This window comes from Ensifer adhaerens, from assembly GCF_020035535.1.
GTDB lineage: Bacteria > Pseudomonadota > Alphaproteobacteria > Rhizobiales > Rhizobiaceae > Ensifer.
Genome location: NZ_CP083351.1, coordinates 599126 through 615623 on the forward strand (window position 1 = coordinate 599126; position 16498 = coordinate 615623).

General features: G+C 57.7%; 14 protein-coding genes. 10 read left to right on the forward strand and 4 right to left on the reverse strand.

What is annotated here, in order from left to right; all coding sequences use genetic code 11:
• The first annotated feature begins 35 nt into the window (after window positions 1-35).
• The 4 genes from LAC81_RS37515 (at window position 36) to LAC81_RS37530 (ending at window position 4916) form a co-directional block, all read left to right on the forward strand.
• Window positions 36-1184 carry a type II toxin-antitoxin system HipA family toxin gene (locus LAC81_RS37515; protein ID WP_223731070.1) on the forward strand — a complete coding sequence of 383 codons (1149 nt, stop codon included), beginning with the start codon at window positions 36-38 and terminating at the stop codon, window positions 1182-1184.
• Window positions 1151-2164: a transcriptional regulator gene (locus LAC81_RS37520; protein WP_223730624.1), complete on the forward strand. Its 1014-nt coding sequence runs from the start codon at window positions 1151-1153 to the stop codon at window positions 2162-2164. The genes LAC81_RS37515 and LAC81_RS37520 overlap by 34 nt, the downstream gene beginning before the upstream one ends.
• 288 nt (window positions 2165-2452) lie before the next feature.
• The gene (locus LAC81_RS37525; RefSeq protein ID WP_223730625.1) at window positions 2453-3454 is read left to right on the forward strand and encodes an IS30 family transposase; all 1002 of its coding nucleotides are present in this window, start codon (window positions 2453-2455) and stop codon (window positions 3452-3454) included.
• Window positions 3455-3578: 124 nt separating this feature from the next.
• Window positions 3579-4916: an ISNCY family transposase gene (locus LAC81_RS37530; RefSeq protein WP_223730626.1), complete on the forward strand. Its 1338-nt coding sequence runs from the start codon at window positions 3579-3581 to the stop codon at window positions 4914-4916.
• Between the two features lie 42 nt (window positions 4917-4958).
• Here the strand turns inward: LAC81_RS37530 and LAC81_RS37535 are convergent, their stop codons facing one another.
• The 4 genes from LAC81_RS37535 to panD form a co-directional block, all read right to left on the reverse strand.
• A complete protein-coding gene (locus LAC81_RS37535) occupies window positions 4959-5696 on the reverse strand; it encodes a hypothetical protein (protein WP_223730627.1) in 738 nt (245 codons plus the stop codon).
• Between the two features lie 452 nt (window positions 5697-6148).
• Complete coding sequence (locus LAC81_RS37540; protein ID WP_223730628.1) at window positions 6149-6865, reverse strand: DUF4118 domain-containing protein; 717 nt, start codon at window positions 6863-6865, stop codon at window positions 6149-6151.
• Window positions 6866-7216: 351 nt separating this feature from the next.
• On the reverse strand, window positions 7217-7531 hold the full coding sequence (locus tag LAC81_RS37545) for an ArsR/SmtB family transcription factor (RefSeq protein WP_223730629.1): 315 nt from the start codon (window positions 7529-7531) through the stop codon (window positions 7217-7219).
• A gap of 233 nt (window positions 7532-7764) precedes the next feature.
• Window positions 7765-8217, reverse strand: a complete 453-nt coding sequence (gene panD, locus LAC81_RS37550; protein WP_223730630.1) for an aspartate 1-decarboxylase — start codon at window positions 8215-8217, stop codon at window positions 7765-7767.
• Window positions 8218-8440: 223 nt separating this feature from the next.
• Here panD and LAC81_RS37555 point away from each other — a divergent pair, with 223 nt between their 5' ends.
• From LAC81_RS37555 to LAC81_RS37580, 6 genes are all read left to right on the forward strand, one after another.
• Window positions 8441-8950 (forward strand): transposase, encoded by a 510-nt coding sequence (locus tag LAC81_RS37555; protein ID WP_223730631.1) that lies wholly within the window; start codon window positions 8441-8443, stop codon window positions 8948-8950.
• A gap of 221 nt (window positions 8951-9171) precedes the next feature.
• A complete protein-coding gene (locus tag LAC81_RS37560) occupies window positions 9172-9813 on the forward strand; it encodes a hypothetical protein (RefSeq protein ID WP_223730632.1) in 642 nt (213 codons plus the stop codon).
• Between the two features lie 1304 nt (window positions 9814-11117).
• Window positions 11118-13844: a PAS domain S-box protein gene (locus tag LAC81_RS37565; protein WP_223730633.1), complete on the forward strand. Its 2727-nt coding sequence runs from the start codon at window positions 11118-11120 to the stop codon at window positions 13842-13844.
• 510 nt (window positions 13845-14354) lie between these two features.
• Window positions 14355-14627: a hypothetical protein gene (locus LAC81_RS37570; RefSeq protein WP_223730634.1), complete on the forward strand. Its 273-nt coding sequence runs from the start codon at window positions 14355-14357 to the stop codon at window positions 14625-14627.
• Between the two features lie 16 nt (window positions 14628-14643).
• Entirely contained in the window at window positions 14644-14928 is a 285-nt protein-coding gene (locus LAC81_RS37575; RefSeq protein ID WP_223730635.1) for a hypothetical protein, read from the forward strand.
• Window positions 14929-15982: 1054 nt separating this feature from the next.
• Window positions 15983-16498, forward strand: coding sequence for a sigma-70 family RNA polymerase sigma factor (locus LAC81_RS37580; RefSeq protein ID WP_223730636.1), 516 nt, complete (start codon window positions 15983-15985; stop codon window positions 16496-16498).

Here is a 16498-nt window from a genome sequence, read left to right on the forward strand (position 1 = left end):
AAGCTATAATTATACAAGGACGAGCTGCGAGAATCCTGTTCAAAGACGAGGACGTAGGCGTCTTGTCGGAAACGGCGAGCGGCGGAACGCGTTTTTCCTACGATGCGGAATGGAGGGGCGACATTGCCTGCTGTTTTTCGAGCGAACGCCGGGAGCACGATTGGATCAATGGTCTGCATCCCTTCTTCCAACATCTTGGGCCTGAGGGATGGCTGCGGGAGCAGCAAGCGCGATTGGCTCATATCGTGGAGGATGACGATTTTGGCCTACTGCTTCGCTATGGGCGTGACTGTATCGGTGCGGTGAGCGTCGTGCCAACAGAGGAGCTTGTCGATTTTGGGAACGCGACGCCCACGACGGCCAACCCTGGCCGCACTGTTTCTGGACACCAGAAAAAACTTCTGGTCGTCAAGACGCCAGGCGGATTCGAACCAGCCTCTGCAACGGGACCGGCTCCCTATATCGCGAAATTCAATTCCGAACGTCTGCCCACCCTAGTACGAAACGAAAATCTGAGCCTGCAGTGGGCCGCAGTTGTCCTTGGCAAAGGAGAAGTCAACGAATTTGCGCTATCTTTCGTGCCAGCTGTCCGTGAGCAGGCGTTAATAGTGACGCGCTTTGACCGCAAGGGTCAAAGCAAACTGAGGCTTGAGGATTTCGCTCAGATTCTGAGCGTGCCACGAGGTGCTGACTACGCCGGAAAATATAACGCGTCCTATGAGGATGCCGCCGAGGTGATCAAGAGGTACTCAACGAGGTCCCAGATCGATCTGCTTCGCTTCTTCCGACGGCTCGTCGCCTTTGCCATCGTCGGGAATTGCGATGCCCATTTGAAGAATTTTTCGCTCTTGGAAACGTCGACAGGACTGCGGCTTTCTCCCGCCTACGATGTCCTGAACACTGCAATCTACGACGGATATGACCAGACGTTGGCACTGTCGCTCGGGGGAGACAAGATAAATCTCGACGTCTTGACTGATGCCCACTTCAGGAGATTTGGCCGCTCGATCGGGCTTCCCGATCGGGTCGTCGACATCGTATTCGCCGAACTCAGACGCAATGTCGTAAAGGCGGCTCCAATCATCCGCCCTCCCGAAGCCGAGGGCGGCGAAGGTTTTCTAACTAGCTACGAAGAGATCGTGAGCAACTCATGTCAGAGGATATTGGGGGTGTACCCCCGCTGAACTGGTCAGTTCTGGTCAGTGAAGCGCTGCGCCGGCGCAAGACAGAAGGGCTAACCCAGAAGGAGCATGCAGCTCTCTCCGGCGTGAGCATTCCGACCATGGCCTCCTTCGATAGGGGCGAAACAACCCTGACATTGGCAAAAGCCTTCGATATTCTGCGGACCGTGGGCATGATCGAAGAGGCCTCCGCTGAAAGCGCCCAGGACTCATTCGTGAGCGACGCATTTGCCCGCTGGCGAAGTCTTGTCGATAAACTGCCAGTCCGTTCTCCCGGCCGCTTCCCCGACGGTTGGTATAGATTTGACTACGAACTGAAGGGTGATCTGAAGGCGTTCACCTTGAGAGAATTCGAGCGCGTCCTAAAGAAAGCCGAGACGCGCCATACGGGCTGGCCGGTATTTCTTATGTTGTCAGAACGGCAGGAATTCTTGCCGAGAGAAATGGACGGTCTCATCGAATGCTGGATTCGGCCTGAAGGCGACGGGACCACCCGCTTGGCCCTGGCAGATCCTGCACACTGTGATTTTTGGCGGGGTTCTCCGACTGGACGAATGTTCTCCATGCGAGGATACCAAGAAGACAGCGTTGAGACATTTCCGCCCCACACGATCTTCGATACCTCTTTGCCGATTTGGCGGATGGGCGAAGCGTTGCTGCACGCGGCAAACCTTGCCCATTTGATGGCGGATGACGGCGCCGAGATCACCATCAGATTTCGTGTCCTGTACACAGGTTTGGCAGGACGTGTGTTGCGCAGTTGGGCCAATCCCTTTGGCGACCTTCGTCTTGAAGGCGGCGGCGCCCGAAGCGATGAAGTAGTGCTTGAGACAGAGGTTGCCGCCTCCGAGGTAACGGACCGCCTGGCCGACTACCTCTATCCGATGGTCGCAGCTTTATACGAACGTTTCGGTGTCACGGGACTCAGTCCAAACCAGGTGGCTGTCGAGGTAGGTCGTCTGCTAAAAAGCAATGTCGGTTAACGCCTTAGCTGCGTTTGGGACGGCGACCTGCCGCCGATACGGGATCCGCTTTGTCTGCTAACGAAGGACGGCCTGCAAAGTCGCGCTGGTTAAGCAAGATTCAACAATGCAGTCCTACGTGGACATCGTCTCAAAGCTCGGCCGGGGCTCGGATCTCTAGGAACGTTGGTAAAATGACCGCGCAGTTCCATAATTAAGCTTATGCGATAAACGTCTGTAGCCGGGTACATTCTAATTTGAAGTGCGACATGCCAATGATTTCAATGATTTCCCCCTGGAGATTTTGGAATGTCCCGACGCTATTCGCAGCTGAATCTGGCCGATCGACGCCGCCTCTTCCACTTTGTCGAACGCAAAGTGCCGATCAAAGAAATGGCGCGCGAACTTGGTCGTCATCGATCGACGATCTACCGTGAGATCCGGCGCAACACCTTCCACGATCGCGAGCTGCCCGACTATAGCGGTTACTTCCCAACCGTTGCTGACGACATCCGCAAAGAGCGGCGGCAGCGTTTGAGGAAGCTCGTGCGGCACCCGCAATTGCGCGAATTGGTGATCGAGCAGCTGAAGGCACTTTGGTCACCGGAACAGATTGCCGGTCGTCTGCTCGCCGATGGCGTGAGCGCCGTGCGGGTCTGCACCGAGACGATCTATCGCTTCATCTACGGCAAGGACGATCAGGCGCTGGAGCTCTATCAGCATCTGTCGGAAGGCCGCCGCAAACGCCGCCCCCGCGGCTCGAGGAAGCCGCGCGACGGCACTTTTCCGGCTGCCTGCAGGATATCGCAACGTCCTGATTTCATTGGCGATCGTTCGCAGTTCGGGCACTGGGAGGGCGACTTGTTGATCTTCGAACGTGATCTCGGCAACGCCAACCTGACCTCGTTGGTCGAGCGCAAAAGCCGCTACACCGTGATGATCAAGAATCCGAGCCGGCACTCACGGCCGATCATGGACAAGATCATCGAAACGTTCTCACCTTTGCCAGCCTTTGCCCGGCAGAGCTTCACCTTTGATCGCGGCACGGAGTTTGCCGCTTTTAGGGCTTTGGAAGATGGCATCGGCGCGCGGAGCTGGTTTTGCGACCCCAGTGCGCCTTGGCAGAAAGGTGCCGTGGAAAACACCAACAAGCGCATCCGCCGCTTCATGCCTGGCGATACCGATCTCTCCGCTGTCAGTCAGCAACAGCTCGTCGCCCTCGCCCACCATATGAATGCGCTCCCGCGTAAGTGCTTGGGCTATCGAACGCCCACCGAGGTCTTCATGGCGCATTTGCGCGAATGCGCGTAGTGCCCTACTCTTCACCCGTCAATGTTGCACTTGGATTAGATTCTCCCCCGCAAAGTTAAAGTGTCCTGATCCTGCAAAGTAAGAATGTCACTCTCCCCGGGTTTGATGACCTGGGAGATTGCGGATGGGATTGATTGCGATGAGTGAGCGTGATCTGCAGCGGATCGAGGTTTTGTCGAAAGTTATCGCCGGGCGCATGACACTGGTGTCGGCGGCACATGTGCTGGGCTTAAGTACGCGCCAGGTGCGGCGTCTGTTGGGTCGGATCAGCGTCGACGGTGCGGCGTCGATCCGACACCAGGCGATTGGCCGGCCATCGAACAATCGAATTTGTGACGGCATGCGCGATTACGCCATGGCGATCGTGCGCGAGCGCTATGCAGACTTTGGTCCGACGCTGGCGGCCGAGAAGCTTGCGGAGCGTGATGGTCTGACGGTGTCGCGTGAGACCTTGCGCCGATGGATGTCGGAGGCCGGCCTGTGGCTGTCGCGCAAGCAGCGACGGACGTTCCATCAGCCACGATTGCGGCGCGAGGCCTATGGCGAACTGGTGCAAATTGATGGATCCGAGCATCGTTGGTTTGAGGATCGCGGTGATCCCTGTTCATTGCTGGTGTTCATCGATGATGCGACCGGCAAGCTGATGCAGTTGCGGTTTGTGCGCTCGGAAAGCGCGTTCAGCTATTTCGAGGCGCTCGAGCTCTATCTGAAGGCGCATGGTGCTCCCGTCGCCTTCTATTCCGACAAGCATTCGGTGTTCCGAGTGGCAAAGAAGGATGCCAAGGGCGGTCAGGGCATGACCCAGTTCGGGCGTGCGCTTTGCGAGCTAAACATCGAGAGTCTTTGCGCAAACTCGAGCCAGGCCAAAGGCCGGGTCGAGCGAATGAACCGGACGCTACAGGACCGGTTGATCAAGGATCTGCGTCTGGAGGGCATCTGCGGCATGGATGATGGCAACGCTTTCCTGCCTCGGTTCATGGAGCGCTATAACCGCCAGTTTGCCATTACCCCTGCCCGAGTTGAGGATCTGCATCGACCGCTGAACCTTGCCCCGGATCGGCTACGCGACGTTCTGTGCAAACGTGAGCAGCGTTATGTCGGTGCCCAGCTGACGTTTTCGTTCGAGCGCCAGCGGATCATGCTGGAGGAGACCGCGGTGACGCGCGGGCTGGTCGGTCGCTATGTCGAGACCTACGCGCTTGCCGACGGCAGGCTGGATGTGCGCTGGAAGGGGCATTCCCTACCCTACCGGGTGTTCGACAAGGACCAGCGGGTGACGCATGCGGCGATCATCGAGAACAAAAGGCTCGGTGAACTCCTGACCTACATCAAGGAGCGCCAGGACCAGGAGCAAAAGCCGGTTGTGAAGACGAACAGCGACAAGAACGGCTACAAACCGCGTGGCCGCAGGCCGGGCAAGCGGACGGATTTCATGAACGATCCGGCGGTGATTGCGCGATGAGAGAAAGCGTTGATGAAGCAGCCAGCGGCGGAATAAAGAGCGTCAATGCACGCCGATGTCACTCTGCATATCCGATTCCAACTGCAGGCAAGCTGGCCAAAGTGGCGTCTTGTGGAAGGCTCCATCCTGGAGGAGCGTGAGCCCCTCTCGTGCCTCATAGAGCACACCGAGCCAGCACAAGCGCCGAAAGACGCCATATTGGAGGTCGGATTTCAACTTCCAGGTTTCTATGGTCATTTCGGTGTCCGACAGAGGCGCCAAGTCTGGATAGAGGATCTTCACAACGTCTATTGGCGTGCACCCTTCTCTGGCTTTGATATTGAGAAGATTGAGGAACATGCGCCACCAGCGTAACCGCGCTCGGACCTCCTCCTCCCGCTCAGTGGTATGGACATACGAATAGAGATAATCCGTGGCGATCAGATCGAAGAAGGCTTGCGGGTTCACCAGGAACTCCCGGCCGCGTCTGGTTGGCAGCAGCACATCTTTTTTCCGACGAAGAAGCTTCAGATGACGGGTCATGTCGCGCACCACCCAAAGCGGCGGCATGTCGCTTTCATTGAGCACCTTGTTGATGCTGTAGAGGTCTTCGGCTGTGAAGCCTGGCCAAAGGAAGTGCACAGCGGCCCAATGCACGAACTTGCGGTTCATGGCGCCGGTCGCCGTCAATCCTATGCCGCCCTCACCGTCAGCATAGGCAACCGAAAGAAGCATACCGCGAAGAAGTGGGGACAGTGCGGCGACATCGACGTCACCATGCAGCTTGATTTCTGGAAGCATCGTGCGGCTGTGATCCCTACTCGCCCTATGCAGGTGCAAGCGAGTATCAACCGGCGACAAAACAATTGCTACTGAGAAAGCTAAAGCCGAAGGGGAGCGTCACCACCCGCCCCCTCCCTGCCCTTGCAACCCGGTCCAGCCGGTCCGGTCGGGCGCATGGAAAGGCAGCACTTCTTGTCGAGGGAACATCGAAGACGATCATCAGCTTCGAGAAAAGATTAGGAGCCGTTGTCGACCCATAGCCATGGCTGATTGACGTCGACAAGGATCCTAACGGTCATCGGTGACCAAAACTCAACGCGCCTGCCGGCTCTTGAGTTGATCCCGCGAGTTTTGGCATTAAAGTGCCAGCGACAGGACGTTGCGCACGATATCGACCAGAACGTCTGGTGCAGCCGGACGCCTGTCTGGATCGAAGGAGAGACCAAGCACGATGCTCTGTCCCGTTATCGTCATGGCCAGAAATCGAAGCGCGAATCCAGGGTCGGGTAGACCCCCGCTCGCTGTGCTGATCCCGTTGCAACGGATAGCCGCGCCGCTTCAAACTCGGCAATTTTCGGCTCTAGGTCTCCGGCACATTTGAGGGATGTCACCTGATCATCCGCGATGATCGCGGCGAAAGCAGGTACCTGGAAGAGATCGGCTAGCACCCGGGCGGCGGTGGAGACGGCAGCCTGTGCGTTGTTGTGTGTCTTAGATATGTCGCGGCAATATTCCTGCAGCACGCCAACATCGCGTCTCAACGCCAGCAACTCCTTCTCTCTTCGTTGTGAGGTGAAGGCAACGCCGCTCACAATCAATCCGACGACAAGGAGGAGGCTGATCGCCCAGATGTTTGCCGCGTCATCGACCAGGAGCAGGTAGCGCGGTTCGGTCAGGAAGAAGTTGTAGGACAGTGCCCCGAGCACCGCCGAACACACAGATGGTCCCAAACCGAACCCTACGGCTGCAATGACGACGGGCACCACGAAGATGAGGGAAACGTTCGGTATCTGGACACCGCTGTTGACCCCAATGGCGACGATCGTTGTGATGGCGGTCAGCATTATTGCGGCCAGGTAGCCCAGGCCCGCCGGCGCCATCGCGTTAACAGCGCTCACGATCCCGGCCGCAGGCGATGCCGAGCCGCTGGAATGACAGCCGATCGAACTGATTTCGAACTGGTGCAATTGAGTCCGGACCCTAGCGTGCCCGCTGGTTCGGACACTCAGGTCCAGGGCCTCCCTCGCCGTGGGCCAAAGCCTTCTGGCTTGCTGATGCTGGCTCACTTCTGACCGTTGCACGACAAGAACCCTCCTCCGGTGGGCCGTCCGGCCAGAAATATTTCCTGAAACCGTACCAGAACCGGGAAATCGGACCTTCCTTCAGAAGGGTCGCGCGCCTACCGTATATGAGCGATTTCTGTTGGAATTTTCCCTGCCTCCAGTGAGCCATCTGGACGCAACGCTAGCCCCGCCTTTCAGGCGGGGCATTTTTTCTGCCCAAGGAAACGAATGTCCGTCGTTCTGACAGCGTCGACCTCAGCTGATGTTGGCGGCGATCTGTGCGGCCAGTGCTGCCTGGATTTTCACCAGCTTGAGTACGGTTTCTGGTGAGGCGATGGAAAAGCGCATGCCCGCAGCCTTGACGCTCACAGAAAGCATGCCGATTTCGACGAGCTTGTGGAGGTGTTTGTAGACCATGCCTGCAGGAAGTCCGACCGCAGCCGCAAGCCTGCCGGCAGACAATTGCCGGTCTGACAGAGCTGCCAAGAGCAGGAGCCGTTTCGGGTGGGCGATGGCTTGCAGGAACTTTGCAGCCTCTTCGGCTTGCTGTTCATTCAGTTCGGCGGACACAGGAAAAGCCATACGGTCTCGTTACACGATCGGGCGACAGTGGCCGGCCCTTAAACGAACAACGCAAAAACGCAAAGACCGGGTGCACCAATTGGTATGCGCTTCTCCCGTTAATCTGCTGGGACGGAGGACACTTCTGGGCGTTTCTTCCTGTCGGCAGGTTCTGGGTGAACGACGCAACCCGGTCTCTTGGAGTCACGTCGCTGACCTGCAAGCGTTTTTGATGAACCCGGTCACGTCCCCGATACCATCAGCGGAATGGGGAGTGCGGTGTCTTGTTCATCGAGGATGTCGAAGGTATAGCGCCCCGCCGCATCGATATTGACCGAATAGCTCAGGCGGTCACGAATATGATTGTTTTCATCAAAGGTCAGAACCTTGGGCTTTAACGACGAAAGCTGGCTTTCGTGGAGATAAACGGAATTGCAGATGATGACCTGGTCGCCGGGCTGGCAGGTGCGTGCAGCCGCCCCATTGAGGATGCAACATCTGGAGCCGCGCTCCCCCAATATGACATAGGTAGATATACGAGCACCGGAGTTCTTGTTCCAGATTTCGACAAATTCCATCGGCAGGATTCCGGCTTGCTCGCAGTGATCAGGGTCCAATGTAATCGACCCATGATAGCTGAGGTTTGCCTCGGTCACGTAGATGCCATGTAGCTTGCCTGCGACTAGCTTTCTCATCTTTCCTCCACCCTTTTGGATGCCGCTTTATTAGAGTGCGAGCATTGAAGTTGAAAGACCCAATTGAGTGATCAAGCAAGGAAGGAAATTCAGGTGAATTTGGTGGCGCAAGGGCAGTGATTTCAGGAACCCGGAAACCATTACGCAACGCTGAGTGAGGGAGTTGTGTTGACTCTTCACTTCAATCGGTTGAAAACGGGGAAACTCCAACGAGGACGTACACATGGCCGAAGAAAATACGGCGCCTGCAACTGTGGCTGTTGAAGATGCCACTCCCGTCAAGGCACCAGAACCCAAGAAGCAAGCTGCACCGAAACGTCAAAAGGCGGCCGCCGAAACGGTTCGCACAACGAAGGCGCCGGCGGCAAAGGCAGTCAGCAAGACACGCAAGTTCAGCGAGGAAGAGAAGCTTGAGAAGCTCGAGCTGATCGAAGCCCAGATTGCAGATGGCGCAAGCACGCTCAAGGGCGCGGTCAAGCGCGCAGGCATATCCGAGCAAACCTACTATAACTGGAAGAGCAGCCTGAAGAAGGTTGGCAGCCAGAAGGCCGATAGCAAGAAGGTCACTAGCCAGAAGATCGGCAGCAAGAAGACGGCGGAACCCGCTCCGGCTGGCGACGAGTTTGCGGAACTCGTGCAACTCGAAGCCGAGAACGAGCGATTGCGCAAGCTTCTGTCGGAAAAGCTGCGCGCGGAGAATTCCGACCTGCGCAAGCGGCTCGGACTGGATTAATGTTGAAACGAGCGACGCACTGACGTGCAGCCGCTCCAAGACGCTGAAGTCCGGCCGGTATCCAGCTTGCCTACTCCCGACGGACACGGTCACAGCCTTGCCCGTGTTGATCTGAGTGCAATACTGCTTCACGCTTAGGTCAGTTGAAACGCGAAGCTTCGCCCTGTATTTGTGCCGCAGGGAAAATGCGGCACATCAAGCTACCTCTAGGTGCAAAACTTATGAAAACGCCACAACGCAAATTCGTTGTTGAGTTCAAATCCGGTCGCCGCCAGCCAAAGAACGGGGCGAACTCGATTTGGGGTGATACAGACTTCAAGGCCCTTGCGCGCGAGGTTGAAGACCAATCCTCTCACCTGTTCGGGACCGCTGAAACGACTGTCCCAGAAGTCACCGACCCGAAGGCTCAGACCGGCGCTCAGATCCCTGCGGGCGCACCGGTGGTGGAAGCTGTCGCTCCTGAGATGCTGACAAACCCGCTGAGCGCAGGCAGCACGGAACCCCCGGCATCACCGCCCGTTGTCATCGCCGCAGTTGCCGAACCCACCGCCGCCCCAGTCGAGCCACTGACAGTATCGAAGATCGATCAGGTGGCAGATCCCGAACAAGCGCCGATCGAGCTGCCGACAGTATCCAAGATTGCCAAGTCGCCTAAAAAGGCTCCGCGCAAACGCGTTGCTCGGGTCTTGCCGGGAGCCGCAAAAGACGATCCTCAGGTGCTGCCGGCGGAACCGGTGACTGCGCCGATTGACGCAGATGATCTGGATACGCTTGACGCCGAAAACAAACGCCTTCGGCTATTGCTGGCAAATCAGCTTCGTGCCCAGAACGCACAGCTCAAGAGAATGCTCGAGCGGTTTTGACCGTCGCCGGCTTACCTGCCTGTTTGGGCACGGTACTCGGCCAAGCCCCATGTCAGTGCTTTCGACTGTCGTCGTCTGACGTTGCGGTGCCAAGGACGACCATTGCCGGAATAGAGAAGATCAAGTCAATCACAGCAAGTCTGCTTTGCGATACTGGCGCTGCAAACCACGGCGGTAAAAGGCCCGCAGATACGGCCGAACGGCGAAATGACGCAACGGGAACGGGAGGCCCGCCCCAATCGTGACGCCGGATGATTCAGTCATTGCTGCGTGGAGTTGTTGGCAGAACACCTGTTACGCGGTCAAATAAAGACCCGACGACGATGGTTGCCGAAGCCATCATGGAGGAGCGCACGCGCTACCTTGGAATTGCTGTCGCATGCTGTGGTCGCCACTCCGAAGTCGTGCGACAAATTCAAACTGACCTGATCGACTAGGCAGGTTCTCGTTTAGATATGCCAGGGACGACAGGCCTACTCCATTGCACAAGATGCCGGCGCCTGGTCTCTATCCAGCGATTGAGCGGCGCCTAAGGCCCCCGTCACTCAAGCTCGCCTACGACCTTTTAGGAAACGGAACGCTTGGGCGGGAGCAGTCGGTCCCGCTTCCCCTGCGGGCCGCTATGCTGAAGCTCCTGCGGCGGCTCCTTTTCCGCCCGTCGCGTGACGCGAATTCCCGCTTTCTCACGCTTCGCGTGCCGTCATGCTGAAAGCTCCGATACGCTTCATTATTTTGGTCGCCGGCCGGCTCGGCCAAGCCGACCGACATTGATCCGGGTGAACGGACTTCAGCTGCGCCCTGTGCGATCCGGGCATGGGTCCTCCTGAGCTGGCTCAGTCAGCATCGCCCAGCTGACAACAACGTGAACGTTTCTGTTCGGACTAAAGATCGAACACGACCTGTGTTTCACGGAGATGGCGCCCTCCCTTCGCCGGCTTCACCTTACGTCCACTCGCGATAGAGTTCTATCGAGGCGCGTGCGCATTGATCATTTCGCGGACTTTGCCGGCCGCCGGCAGGTTGTTTGCCCCCTCATTGTCGGTGGGATGGGGCGCAACGCTTCCGTTTAGCCGTGCGCCACGCTTAGCCGCTATCTCGGCCATCTTCCGCAAGATATCGAATTGTTGACCGAAGCGGGAAACGGCGAAGGTTTCAGTGTGGTTTGGGACACGGCGGAGCGTACCCAGAGGTCGCCGACGCACAAAACCGAGCCTAGCGGAGTCTATCGATCGTTGCGGCGGGCTGAGGCGTCCACCTCGCTAGCGACGACTCGTCGCAACAGCCGAACTATGCAATGCTTGGCCATGGATCAAAACGCCCTCATGGAGGATTTGCGCCGACAGTTGGCCGAAGCGACCGACGGTCTTGCCCTTTTTCGCGCCCTCTTTGATACCTCAGATTCCGGCTATTCCATTCAGGAAGCGATATACAATGCCGATGGTCGGTTGGTGGATTTTTTAGGCGTCGACTTCAATCGCGCCTACGAAAAAACAACCGGGATCGCGCCTTGGAGGGGACGCCGGCTGTCCGAAATTCACACGGTCGAAGATTACTGGTTTGATTTTTACGACAACGTCCTGCGAACCGGTTCCCCGGGAAGAATAGAGGAGTACTCGCCGCAACATAGTATTTGGCTCAGCGTGAATGCCTCCCGAATCGGAGGCCAAGGCAGCAAGTTGGTTGCCTCCGTATTCGAAAACATCACCTCTCGCAAGAATGCCGACATTGTCGTGCGCGGGAACGAGACTAAGTTTCGTGCGGTGTTTGATACTATGATTGAAGCCTGCTGCATTTTTGAAATGATCTATGATGACCTTGGCAGGCCCGTAGATTGGAAGATTCTAGAAGCAAATGCTGGCTACGAAAAGCAGAGCGGATTGAAAGATGTCGCAGGCAAGTTGGCTAGTGAGGTAATGCCTGGGACAGAGCCATATTGGATCGAAACATTCGGCCGGGTGGTTGAAACTGGGGAGGCCGAACAGATTGAAAAGTGGCACCAACCCACGGGACGATGGATTCATAGTTCCACAGCGCGCGTCGGCGGCTCTGGAAGCAGGCGTCTGGTCAGCGTTTTCTATGACATCACCGAACGCAAACGCGCCGAGATCGCCCTGCGCGAAAGCGAGGAGCGGCAGGCGTTCCTGCTCGAACTTAGTGACGCGTTGCGGCCGCTATCTGAACCGATAGCGATCCAGGAAACCGCTTGCCGGCTTCTTGGCCGATATCTCGGCGTCGACCGGATGCGATACGTCGAAATGGATAGGCCACGCGACAATTTCGTCAACGCTCGAAACGATTTCGCGGGTGAGCGCCCGAGCCACATCGGCGTGTACGACACGGCCACTTTCCTCGCCCAGGCCGCGGCTTTGGCAGATGGGCACTCGCTCGCCATTTCCGAAGTCGCAACGGATAAGGCGCTGAGCGAGGCGGAGCGCGCCGGGATGCTGGCCAATTCGGTCGCCGCTGCGCTGACAGTGGCGTTGCTGAAAGATGGGGTTGTCGTGGCCGCAATTGCAGCGATGAGCGACACACCACGGTCGTGGAGCGACCTCGATCATGCCATCATCGATGAAACCGCCGACCGCACCTGGGCGGCCCTCGAGCGAGCCCGCGCGGAGGCCGCGCTACGCGAAAGTGAGGAACGCTTCCAGCAGTTCGCTGAAGCGTCTGCCGGCGCGCTCTGGATACGCGATGCGGCCAGGCTGGAGATGGAATATGTCAGCCCCGCCATAACCACCATCTACGGCCGCCAACGGGACTACCTACTCGGTGACATCCAGAAATGGGCAGCTCTGATCGTGCCGGAAGATCGCGAGAGCGCGCTCAAGCACATAGAGCGGGCACGCCAAGGCGAGTCGGTGGTACACGAATTCCGTATTCATCGGCTGTCCGACCACACCTTTCGGTGGGTACGCAATACTGACTTTCCGCTGCGTGACAGCAATGGGAACATCCAACGCATCGGCGGCATCGCTGAGGATGTCACCGAAGCCAAGCTCGCCATAGAACATCAGCGCGTTCTGGTTTCCGAACTCCAGCATCGAGTTCGCAACATCATGGCGATGATCCGGTCGATGGCCGACCGCAGCGCCGCCGGCGCGGACAGTATCGAAGATTACCGAGGGAACCTTTCGGGTCGGCTTCTCGCACTCTCCCGCGTCCAGGTCCTGCTGACACGCCAAGCAAACCAGGGTGAATCGCTGAAGACAGTGGTCGAGAACGAGGTGAGCGCGCAAGCACACCATCAAGGCCAGTACGAACTCTCCGGCCCGGACATCATGTTGTCCCCGAAGGCGGTGGAGGTGCTCTCGCTGACATTTCACGAGCTTTCGACGAATGCGCTGAAATATGGAGCGCTCTCCGTTCCTGGCGGCATGGTCTCCGTTCAGTGGCGGACCTTTGAAAAGCGCGGCGCCCCTTGGCTGTCGTTAGACTGGGTGGAGACCGGGGCATTGACGCGTAATCCGAAAATACGCCGGGGTTTCGGGAGCGACTTGATTGAGGGAAAAATTCCCTACGAGCTGGGGGGAAGCGGAAGGATCACCATCGAACCGAGCGGAGCCCATTGCCATCTTGAATTGCCGCTGAAGGATCGTGAGAGCATTCTCGAGACAGACGCTCCAATGCCGACAGTCGTCTTTGGGGGAGCCTTGGATATGACCGGAGCGCCCGATCTCACTGGCCAGACAGTTCTGGTCGTCGAAGACGATTACTATATTGCCGCAGACACCGCCGCGGCTCTCCGTGGTGCCGGTGCAACTGTGCTTGGGCCATATCCTAGCGAAGAGACGGCGCTCCAGGCGCTTCACGACAACACCCCTACCGCGGCAGTCATCGACTTAAACCTCGGTATCGGTGGCACGAAATTCGTGATTGCGCATCTTCTTCGCAAGCGCGCCATCCCCTTTGTCTTCCTCACCGGATACGACGCGAATGTCATCCCGAGCGACTTCATCGATGTGACGCGTCTCCAAAAGCCGGCTGAATTGCGCCAGTTGGTCGGCGCTGTTGCCGCAGCACTGGTAACCTGACAAGCGGATGCGGCAACGAAGACTTGGAAGCCGACGACAAAGTCTCTAAGTGGGCGGTGCGCGAAGCGCTCGCATTGGTTGGTTCGGGGGCTTTCTGCGAAAGCGGTCATCTTGCCTTCTGCATGGGGGACTGTCTGGGCTCATCCAAAGCTCGGTCGGTCAGCCAAGCTGACAAATCGGCGGTCCAGTCTAACGAAGTCCAACCTGTACTTCAGGCCCATGGGGACTTTGTCCGCTTGCGCTGCGAGCGCCTCGATGCCAAGCCGGCAAGGGCGCCGGCAGATTGAGCGCGGCCCTCGGTCGCCTTTCGTCCATATAAAGTTTCACAAGGTTGAAGATTGAAACTTTGGCGATAATTTCGCGCTCCGGACGGAGCTCATCCATGTCTGCACGATCAATGCAAGTGTCGGAGTGGGCGCTAAATCGCTTTGCCGACGGCTTTTGACCACAACGGACCGCGCCGCTACATAGGCGTCCAGCCACGTCGATCGGGGAAAGAAGGAGGTTGAGTTGGCGCGCTACAAGAACCGCAAGGGCCTCTTCGATAGCAAGGCACCTTTGTTCGTCCAGAGGTTTGAAGCCGGTCAGGCCGCGGGCCTATGCGGCGGCACCTATCGTTATGTCACCTGGGGACAGGAGATCCTTGCCGAGGAAAACGAAGTTCTGCCTGCGTTTGGGCAACACGAAAACAATACACCTGGAGACGTGGAGTTGTGGCGCGTGCTGGTCTTTCCTCAACCGATCCACAGGAATTGGCCGAGGATCGAATGTCATGCACTGTGAGGGCACGACAAAGTCTTTGGCCACGGCCTTCGTCTCCGAACTCGTCCTGTCCGCCAACCAGATCGATCAGCTCAGCACATTGGAAATGCGCCGACTGCTTGAACGGGCCGTCGTGACGATCCGAGACATGCAAGGACAGGTCAGCGACGACACCAATGGCGAATGGCCCGATCCCCTTGCATATCTGCGGTCGATGGCTGCGGCTGTTGAAAGGAACAACCCAGAGGCGGTCTCACAAGCATTGCTGGATGCCGCCAGCATGATCAGGATGCTGCGAATAATCCATGATGAGAAGGAGTGAGAGGCCTTTTGTTGTCGACGTATCACTTTGTCAGCCAAGCGTAGTTGGACGTTGGACATCGTCTCGTTCGTGAACAGCGGAGATAAGAACGACAAGGATGGGTGGCGGGGCCATTGCCTACCTCAGTGCCATCGGAGTGACGGTGGTATCTGCGCTTAGCGCAACTGTGGCGGAACGGCGCCGTAAGATGGCCATGGGTGAGCTCAAGCGCTCGGCAGCAGGGACCCGAACGCCGCTGCCACACGCGCCCGCCGCGAGGCCGGAGTACCGCGGTATCCCGGCCATCTTCGACCAGATGTCCGAGCGCTTAACAAATGATTTCGGGACTCCTTGGTTCCTCGGAACTATTGCACGTTTCATGCGTTTCGATGTCGCCGACGACCCCTTCCCCCCGCTGGTCTCGGCTGAGTTCCATCGAACCCCAGGTGGAGCTTTTTTGGCAGTATGCTGACTGGCCCCGCTCCCCCCAGCGGGGCCGCTTCTTTTCTTGGATGTCTCGCCACTTGGCGCAGATCGGCAATCCTGCCGACTGTAGCCCATCCAAGCGGTGATACAGTCATCAGATGCAATGTGGATGGAAAAATTACGCGTTATCAGGGGCGCATTCGGAACCGTCTTGGTTTCCCGCGTTTTGGTCTGGTCTCAGTCGGTTGGGACTGAGGTTAACAAGAAGAACGTCATGCCAGACAAAGGCGGCAGTAGCGAACAACATCGCAAGGCTGGCGAGCAGAGCCACAAGAATAGCAAGCCCGAAGCCGGCGGCCGGGAAAGCGGCAGCAGCAAAAGCTCAGGGTCTTTCAGTAGCAAAAGCGGATCGGGGTCTGGCGGTCGCGGCGGCGATCGAAAGAGCTGATACTGCACCAACAGATCCCGCGCCTGTTGACCCCAACCGGGCACTATTTGCCTTTTTTGCGTCGTCCACTGGACAAACAAAAAGGTCCCTCCTCTGACTGGTTGGAGCGAGGCTACTCTTCTGCGCTTTCTAAAATAGTTTCGGAACATAAGCGTCGGCCGTGCATTGATAGGAGCATCATACCGAAAGGCGCTCGTTTCCATGCCGTTTACCCCCGAAAAGGAAGACCAGCTGCCGCTGGAAACTCAGGTCGTAGATCTGATACCGGCGCTGCGGTCATTCGCACGCACGTTCTTTCCATCCAATTTCGAGGCGGACGATCTGGTCCAGGAAACGCTTTTTCGTGCGCTGCGCAGCATCGACAGATTTCAGCCGGGCACAAATCTGAAATCCTGGCTCTTCACCATCATGCATAATGCGTTTCGCACGCAGTACAAGTTGCGTCGACGGGAAGCGCCAGGGGCGGTTGATTGCGCCGAGATGCCGATCCCGATGGCGCCGCCGCAGGAATGGTGCGTGCTCAGTAGCGAATTGCACAAGGCGCTCGACAGATTGGCGCCCGACCATCGGGAAGTGATTGTCCTCGTCGCAGGCTATGGCTTGAGCTACAAGGAGGCTGCCGATATCTGCGATTGTGCTGTCGGTACCGTCAAGAGCCGCCTTAGCCGAGCCCGTGACGAGCTTGCTGGCCGCATGAACGGTGTGCCTGATTTCTGA

Bases quoted from the DNA above. Each gene is read 5' to 3' on its own strand.
- LAC81_RS37565 (WP_223730633.1), top strand. From the start codon at position 11,118: ATGGATCAAAACGCCCTCATGGAGGATTTGCGCCGACAGTTGGCCGAA.
- LAC81_RS37555 (WP_223730631.1), top strand. From the start codon at position 8,441: ATGGCCGAAGAAAATACGGCGCCTGCAACTGTGGCTGTTGAAGATGCC.
- panD (WP_223730630.1), bottom strand. From the start codon at position 8,217: ATGAGAAAGCTAGTCGCAGGCAAGCTACATGGCATCTACGTGACCGAG.
- LAC81_RS37530 (WP_223730626.1), top strand. From the start codon at position 3,579: ATGGGATTGATTGCGATGAGTGAGCGTGATCTGCAGCGGATCGAGGTT.
- LAC81_RS37580 (WP_223730636.1), top strand. From the start codon at position 15,983: ATGCCGTTTACCCCCGAAAAGGAAGACCAGCTGCCGCTGGAAACTCAG.
- LAC81_RS37520 (WP_223730624.1), top strand. From the start codon at position 1,151: ATGTCAGAGGATATTGGGGGTGTACCCCCGCTGAACTGGTCAGTTCTG.
- LAC81_RS37535 (WP_223730627.1), bottom strand. From the start codon at position 5,696: ATGCTTCCAGAAATCAAGCTGCATGGTGACGTCGATGTCGCCGCACTG.
- LAC81_RS37560 (WP_223730632.1), top strand. From the start codon at position 9,172: ATGAAAACGCCACAACGCAAATTCGTTGTTGAGTTCAAATCCGGTCGC.
- LAC81_RS37525 (WP_223730625.1), top strand. From the start codon at position 2,453: ATGTCCCGACGCTATTCGCAGCTGAATCTGGCCGATCGACGCCGCCTC.